This window comes from Bacillus sp. CGMCC 1.16541 (assembly GCF_003184905.1).
Lineage (GTDB): Bacteria > Bacillota > Bacilli > Bacillales > Bacillaceae_H > Priestia.
Genome location: NZ_QFRU01000032.1, coordinates 39,381 through 46,528, shown reverse-complemented (window position 1 = coordinate 46,528; position 7,148 = coordinate 39,381). Strand labels below are relative to the sequence as shown.

8 protein-coding genes are annotated in these 7,148 nt (G+C 37.9%); 5 read left to right on the top strand and 3 right to left on the bottom strand.

Translation table 11 applies throughout. The annotated features are described in order from the left end of the window. Nucleotides 1–41: 41 nt before the first annotated feature. Nucleotides 42–266: a hypothetical protein gene (locus DIS06_RS18650; protein ID WP_110114743.1), complete on the top strand. Its 225-nt coding sequence runs from the start codon at nucleotides 42–44 to the stop codon at nucleotides 264–266. 14 nt (nucleotides 267–280) lie between these two features. Here the strand turns inward: DIS06_RS18650 and DIS06_RS18645 are convergent, their stop codons facing one another. Then, on the bottom strand, nucleotides 281–625 hold the full coding sequence (locus DIS06_RS18645) for a CHY zinc finger protein (RefSeq protein ID WP_110114742.1): 345 nt from the start codon (nucleotides 623–625) through the stop codon (nucleotides 281–283). Nucleotides 626–630: 5 nt separating this feature from the next. Continuing rightward, complete coding sequence (locus DIS06_RS18640; protein WP_110114741.1) at nucleotides 631–1,275, bottom strand: poly-gamma-glutamate hydrolase family protein; 645 nt, start codon at nucleotides 1,273–1,275, stop codon at nucleotides 631–633. 415 nt (nucleotides 1,276–1,690) lie between these two features. Between DIS06_RS18640 and DIS06_RS18635 the strand changes: the two genes are divergently transcribed. Together DIS06_RS18635 and DIS06_RS18630 are read left to right on the top strand one after the other, a co-directional pair. Next, nucleotides 1,691–2,653, top strand: a complete 963-nt coding sequence (locus DIS06_RS18635; protein ID WP_110114740.1) for a peptidylprolyl isomerase — start codon at nucleotides 1,691–1,693, stop codon at nucleotides 2,651–2,653. A 61-nt stretch (nucleotides 2,654–2,714) separates the two neighbouring features. Then, nucleotides 2,715–3,467 (top strand): N-acetylmuramoyl-L-alanine amidase family protein, encoded by a 753-nt coding sequence (locus tag DIS06_RS18630; RefSeq protein ID WP_110114739.1) that lies wholly within the window; start codon nucleotides 2,715–2,717, stop codon nucleotides 3,465–3,467. Between the two features lie 32 nt (nucleotides 3,468–3,499). Here DIS06_RS18630 and DIS06_RS18625 read toward each other — a convergent pair whose 3' ends face one another. Continuing rightward, nucleotides 3,500–4,312, bottom strand: coding sequence for an MBL fold metallo-hydrolase (locus tag DIS06_RS18625; protein WP_110114738.1), 813 nt, complete (start codon nucleotides 4,310–4,312; stop codon nucleotides 3,500–3,502). A gap of 284 nt (nucleotides 4,313–4,596) precedes the next feature. On the opposite strand from DIS06_RS18625, the gene DIS06_RS18620 reads away from it, so the two are divergent. Together DIS06_RS18620 and DIS06_RS18615 are read left to right on the top strand one after the other, a co-directional pair. Beyond that, the gene (locus tag DIS06_RS18620) at nucleotides 4,597–5,817 is read left to right on the top strand and encodes a threonine synthase (RefSeq protein WP_110114748.1); all 1,221 of its coding nucleotides are present in this window, start codon (nucleotides 4,597–4,599) and stop codon (nucleotides 5,815–5,817) included. 180 nt (nucleotides 5,818–5,997) lie between these two features. Then, on the top strand, nucleotides 5,998–7,065 hold the full coding sequence (locus tag DIS06_RS18615; RefSeq protein WP_110114737.1) for an undecaprenyldiphospho-muramoylpentapeptide beta-N-acetylglucosaminyltransferase: 1,068 nt from the start codon (nucleotides 5,998–6,000) through the stop codon (nucleotides 7,063–7,065). Nucleotides 7,066–7,148: the final 83 nt, after the last annotated feature.

The window sequence follows — 7,148 nt, the reverse complement described above, 5'->3', positions numbered from 1 at the left end:
CTTAGGAATCTCCCACTTCAAACAGCTCGTAAGAGTGTTAAGTGGGAGTAGTTCAAGAAATGCTTGAACGAATTGACGCCTCTATCCAGGAAAACAAGCGGCCGCAAACGTTATCGATTGAAAAGATGATTCAAGGACCATTATCAGATGCGGTGATGCACGTTGGCCAGCTTCTGACTCTTCGTCGTCTTGCGGGGTGTCCTGTAGAACAGGTGAGTTACATAAAAGCGGAAGTGCATGCAGGACAAATAAGACCAAAAAAGTGACGTGGTTGTTCACGTCACTTTTTGCTGCACGATGCTTCAAAATACAAATGATAGTGTTGGTTACAACCAGGATTAAAAGAAGAAGAACAGTGAGGACAGGTTGAGTTGCTGTTCATGTATTCATAAATCGTTAATTCATGTTGACAAACACCACAAAGAATAGCTTTCTCATCAAATCGTTCTTGTGGCCACACACTAATATTGTGATCGGCATGACTTTCGTGACACTGATAGCAAGGATAATACGTCTGACAACAATAAAATTTAATGGCGATAATATCTTTTTCGGTATGATAGTGTGAACAACGTGTTTCGTGATCGACGATGTCACCTTTGACTTCCTTTTTTTCTACCTTCACTTTTATCACCTCGCAAATGATTGATTATATGTCATTAAGTGGTGGAACACAGCCGCTTTTATTGCATGTGTATACTGATAGAACGTTTGATTTTTTGAATGTTCTCTTCCGGTAAACGTATAAGAGTCGAACATCGACTTACGTAACGCTGAACTAAGTTCTAATTGAACGCCTTTTTGACGCGAAGTACGATTGCAAACATTGTGTTTGTTTGTACCAGATAATCGGTCGCCTTTTTGAAGTAATGTACAACGAAAACCTGCATTTGTTAAGTGTTCGTAGATGTCTTTTGCGAATTCGACGTCTAAGCCACCAATTAGTGTAAATGGATCATTTCCCGTGCATCCGTGAAAAGCAATGCTATGTGAGTGATGAGCAACCAATGCTAAACACGTCGGCTCATCAAAGTTAACAGATGTGAGATGCAAATTGCGGTTTTGGCCTGGAGGTTTTATTCCTTCGAATAAATAAGTTGAGCCGATATCTTGCATTGCACGCACAAGCTCAGACGTACCAGGTTCAATGCTCCCTCCATGATTTGCTAAAAAAACAATGTCAGCATCCGGTTGGTGACGATGGTCAATGATGTAACTCGTTCCGTATTGTTCATGTGTTTTTAGTTGCTCAAAATTTGCATACACATCTCTCATTCTACCTCTCCCTTATTAAATCGTTGTCTTATTCATATCATATCTAAGATTATTCATAAAGAGATAGCGTTGTTTTTTTACAAAAAATAAAACAAGTTCTCCCTTTGACTAGGCAAAAGAGAGAACTTGTGATAAGACTTGACTTAATATATCTTGTATTTCCTCCTTTGTAACTTTTTCATAGAGTAATACGCAAGTAAAAATCATTTGGATCACTATCGGTTGAATTTTTTGTTTTTAACTATCTAAATCAAAAGAAGGTGATGTTTCTAAATATATTAGTAAAAACAAGCTATCACGCAAACAATCACGACGCTATTTCTCAATACTGAGTTGAGATAAGTGATGATACACTAAAGCTAGAGAATGATTTCCTTCCTACACCTATCTTGTTGATAAGAAGGGAGATTTACAGATGACGAAGTATAAAAATAGGCTCTATTTTTGGGGATTCATCATTAGTTTAGTAGGGTTTCTATTACTCATTCACATTACCTATGATCCACTTTTAATGACAGTGGGGGAAAAGGTCGAACGTATCAGTAACTGGAGTAGAGTTGAGCATTTTTATGTAGCGGACACAGCATCTTTAAAAGAGAAGCATGAGGCCATTCAACAACGCAGTTTAGAAAATTTAGTACTAGAGCAAGCGAAAGAAATGAACATTCATGTACAAGAGAAAGAAGTGCAACAGCACTTTCTGCAGTTAGCTGAAACAAAAGCAGAACGAAATGAAAAGTTAAAAGAAATGAATGTAACAGAAGCCGAAAGTTTAGAAAACATTGAGCGTGCAATGATTGGTATGCAAGTGAAAAATTACATTACCAATCAACTTGTTGTCACTGAACAAGAAACGCGACAATTTTATGAAACGTATAAAGCGTCTTTTTATATACCTGAGTTAAGAACATTGCAATACATACGAACAGATAATCCAATTGTTGAGCAAGAAGTTGAAGAGCATTTCAATGATGAAACACTTTATAGTGATACTCTTGAAGGACCTAGGATTTACGAAGGATGGAAAGAGCTTGCTTCTTTTCAAGAACTAGCTTCAGAAGTGCCGCGATTGATTGCAGAGCAAATGTTTCAATCGTCACCTCATTACGTAATTGGACCTATTAAACATGAAGAAGATACGTATTGGTTTCGAATCGAAGATATTCAACAACCTGTGCAACAACCATATGAAAAAGTGAAAGCCAAAATTTATGCGACACTTTTATACGATAAGCAAAAAGAGTACTACGGACATTGGCTAGAGAATCAAAAAGAACATACCAACTATGAATTATATTTAGACAACTTAACGAAACCACGCTTACACGCATTCTTTTCTGACATCCCAGTTAATATCCGATTAATCATGAAGTTTTGATCATGCTATGTGAAACGACTTTGTTTCTTATAAAAAGATAGGAAAAGGAGTAGATGGAGAGATGAGAAAATTAAGGGTATTGGTTGCTGGTTTAGTTTGTATGAGTTTAGTAGGTGGTGTGTCGACTGTAGGAGCTGAAAAGAAAGATAACGGTCCAGTCATTGCTGATGAGCCGATGTGGAATGTAGCACCTCCTCCAGAGAATTACGATCCAAAATTAAAGGAACAACTTGATCAAGAAGATGTGAAAAATAAGAAGGGGATTCGCGCAGCTGCCAATCCAATTATTGTCCTTGATCCTGGACATGGAGGAACCGATCCTGGTGCTGTTGGAAACGGCATTCGGGAAAAAGATATTGTATTGGATATTGCAAAACGATCTAGAGATTATATCATCGCCAATTATCCCGCAACTGTTTATATGACAAGAAGCACCGACACGACCCTTTCATTAGAAAGTCGTACGGCGTATGCCAATAGTGTAGGAGCAAACTTTTTTGTATCCATGCACATTAATAGTTACAGTACATCATCGCCAAATGGTTTAGAAACGTATCACTATTATGGAAGCACAAATGGCTCAAAGCTTGCGACAAGTACGTATAACAAATTAAAAAGTTCTTATTCTACACTTCGAGGTGTAAAAGAAGCTGGATTCTATGTGCTAAAGTATACAAATATGCCGGCTACGCTTGGTGAAACAGGATTCATTAGTAATTCAATGGATGCTGCAAACCTTGCAAATGCAACATTTCGTCAAAACTTAGCGACTCAATACGCTCAAGGAATGCATGAATATTGGTGGGGATTTTAAAAGGAGTAAAAAAATGACGAGCTGAGAGCTCGTCATTTTTTTATTGAATAAGACCGATCATTCACAACAGATGTGACAATGTGCTCTGAGTCCCATTCATGCTCAGAGAGGGCGATAAGCGGATATGGGACAGGAAACAATGTTTGTTTTATTTCATGGATAGTTTGGCCTTGTTGATGGAGAGAAAGAATTTTCCCTTCTATCTCTTCTAAGTATTGGAGCTTTCGCTGTAGCATAGCTTTTCCATCTTTCACATACCCTGCATGACTGCAAAACATTTCTTGGAAATCGTGCTGTAATACGTTACGAATGGACTGAATAGTTGTTGATACCGACTCATTACGCATAATGATTTTCGTTTTAGGGCTGACAAATAAATCTCCTGCAAATAAAGTGCCTGTATCTGTATTTAAAAAGACCACATGATCATCGACATGACCTGGTGTATGAATGGATTTCCACTTGTAGTTCTCTGAAGTAAATGTAGATTGAAGAGGTTTTGGGTGAAACGGATGCCTCGCTCCCCAAAAATGCTGACGATAAGCAGGGTAATGTGCTTGTTTTTCGCTATCATCGATTGACATTTCATGAATATAGATTGGGACTTGTTTATTTTGTTCAATCCAAGGAGCGCATCCAGTATGATCTTCATGAAGATGAGTTAACACAACAAAATCAAATGATTCTAATCGATAAAATGGAATAAATGCTTGTAATAAACTTTCAGGACCTGTATCAACGAGCATGTTATCGACTAAAAATGCGTAGATGTTCATATGCGCATCTTGTAAAGAAACCGTTCCTTTTGCACAGACCACACCGCTATGAGTACTAATTTCAATCATCACATTCACTCCCATCTTTTGTTAATCATAGTTTACCATATGCTTACAACGAATGGACGTAATTTATCTATTTTTACTGAGAAGTCATTCACCTTAAGAGATAAAAAGTACAAATAAAGAGTAAACAAGGTAATATTTAACATAATATAAGATGATTGATGATTCTGACATTTTATTATACTCTAAGATTACTTATGTAATTCTGATTATACCAGTATGATATAGAGGGTATAAAAGGTGAATAAACAAAAATGATTTCAATAAAAAGAGGTGTTGAGGAGAATATGACATATAGTTATATTAAACAATTACGCTGTCCAAAGTGTGAAGCGACTTATAAACCGAATGAAGTCCATCATTTATGTCAATGTGGTTCACCACTTTTAGTTGATTATGATTTAGAAGCGGTTAAGAGCGTATGGAACAAGGAAGAGTTAGCATTGCGTCCTGCTAATCTATGGCGTTACCATGAGGTGCTGCCAGTTACGAACGAAGAAAATGTCGTTACCCTAGGAGAAGGAATGACACCCCTAATTCCAATGAAGAAACTAGGTGAAAAGTTAGGGATTCCCCACTTACATATGAAAGATGAAGGACTTGTTCCTACTGGCTCGTTCAAAGCAAGGGGCGCAGCTGTTGGCGTATCAAAAGCAAAAGAATTAGGTGTGAAAAGTTTAGCGATGCCAACGAACGGAAACGCAGGGGCTGCGTGGTCTTTATACGCATCGCGAGCAGGGATTGAATCCTACATTGTAATGCCACAAGATGCACCTTCTATTACACGTAAAGAGTGCGCGATTGCGGGTGCGAATTTATACTTAGTTAATGGATTGATTAGCGATGCGGGTAAAATGGTTGGTAAACTCGTTCAAGAAGAAGGATTTTATGATTCTTCTACATTAAAAGAACCTTATCGAATCGAAGGAAAGAAAACGATGGGCTATGAAATTCTTGAACAATTTAACTGGGAAGTACCAGACGTCATCTTGTATCCAACAGGTGGTGGTGTCGGCATTATTGGCATCTACAAAGCTATTGTCGAACTTCAGCAACTAGGCTGGGTTGAACAAGGGAAGTTTCCTCGTCTAGTCGCGGTACAAGCAGAAGGGTGCGCTCCAATTGTTAAAGCGTGGCAAGAAGGAAAGAAAGAATCAGAGTTTTGGGAAGAGTCTGAGACGATGGCGTTTGGCATTAACGTACCAAAAGCAATTGGTGATTTTTTAGTGTTAGAAGCCATCTACGAAACGAACGGATGTGCCATAGCCGTATCCGACCAAGATATTCAAAGAAAACAAGCGTTAGTAGCTCAAAATGAAGGGATGTTTATTTGTCCCGAAGGAGCGGCGACCTTTACAGCAGCTCGAAAGTTACGAGAAGAAGGGTGGATTCAGGAAGATGAGCGTGTCGTTTGCTTAAACACAGGGCAAGGAATCAAATACCCAGAAAGCGTGTATGTGGATGTACCATTACTTCAACGTGGAGACAACATTTCAATAAAGTTATAACAATCAACAGTCGTTTTTCTTAAAGAAGAACGGCTGTTTTTATAGTGAAAATGAGTGATAAGTTAGTTTGCCTCCTTGTTTAAACGTGATATAATCTGTGGTTGTATATACTACATATTTAACAGTCTTATACATAAGAATGAAAATAGTGAAGAATTAACATAAAAGAGAGGCAAAAAGATGACAAAAAAAGTGATTGTGTTTACTGGTGGAGGAACGGCTGGTCATGTGACGCCAAACATTGCGATCATGAACGAGCTTGACCAAACAAAATGGGACATTCAATATATTGGTTCTCATAAAGGAATTGAAAAAGAGTTAATTGAAAAAATCAATGTACCTTACCATGCCATTTCAAGTGGGAAATTAAGAAGATACATTGATATGGAAAACGTCAAAGACGTCTTTCGTGTTGTAAAGGGCATTGGAGATGCGCGTCGTATCTTGAAAAAATTAAAACCAGCACTTGTGTTTTCAAAAGGCGGGTTTGTTACAGTTCCAGTCATCATGGCGGCAAAGTCTTTAAATATTCCAGTTTTTATTCATGAAAGTGATTTAACGCCAGGACTTGCAAATAAAATTGCACAGCGCTTTGCGACAAAAATTTTCACTTCATTTGATGAAGCAGCAAAATACTTTCCTGCTGATAAAGTAACGGTAGTAGGATCACCTATTCGAAAAGAATTACTACAAGGTCGCGCTCAAAATGGATTAAATTGGCTCCATTTCTATGATAAACTTCCTGTTCTAACGATTATGGGAGGAAGTTTAGGTGCGCGTCGTATTAATGAAGCGGTTCGCGAAGCACTACCTGAACTAACGAAAAAGTTTCAAATTGTTCATTTATGTGGAAAAGGAAACGTTGATGAATCATTAAAAAATGTGCGTGGCTATCAACAACTTGAATACGTTCATGACGAATTATCAGATGTTTTAGCAGCAACCGATTATGTCATTACACGTGGTGGATCTAATGCCATTTTCGAATTTCTAGCATTGCATAAGCCAATGTTGATTATCCCTTTATCAAAAGCACAGAGCCGTGGAGATCAAATCTTGAATGCGGCGTCATTTAAGAAAAAAGGGTTCAGCCTAGTTCTTGAGGAAGAACAGTTAACGAAAGACACACTGATGGAACATATCCAACAACTTCAAACAAATGCACTAACGATGAAACAAACGATGAGAGCAGCAACGAAAACCGATGCCATTTCTACGTTAGTTCGTGAAATTGAAGCTGTCAAATAACAATCAAAAGAGGCCATTCAGCATAAAGAATGGTTTCTTTTTTGTGTTTTTCACCTCAAGAAGCGAAAAAGAGAGGCAATACA

Bases quoted from the DNA above. Each gene is read 5' to 3' on its own strand.
- DIS06_RS18620 (WP_110114748.1), top strand. From the start codon at position 4,597: ATGACATATAGTTATATTAAACAATTACGCTGTCCAAAGTGTGAAGCG.
- DIS06_RS18640 (WP_110114741.1), bottom strand. From the start codon at position 1,275: ATGAGAGATGTGTATGCAAATTTTGAGCAACTAAAAACACATGAACAA.
- DIS06_RS18625 (WP_110114738.1), bottom strand. From the start codon at position 4,312: ATGATTGAAATTAGTACTCATAGCGGTGTGGTCTGTGCAAAAGGAACG.
- DIS06_RS18615 (WP_110114737.1), top strand. From the start codon at position 5,998: ATGACAAAAAAAGTGATTGTGTTTACTGGTGGAGGAACGGCTGGTCAT.
- DIS06_RS18635 (WP_110114740.1), top strand. From the start codon at position 1,691: ATGACGAAGTATAAAAATAGGCTCTATTTTTGGGGATTCATCATTAGT.
- DIS06_RS18630 (WP_110114739.1), top strand. From the start codon at position 2,715: ATGAGAAAATTAAGGGTATTGGTTGCTGGTTTAGTTTGTATGAGTTTA.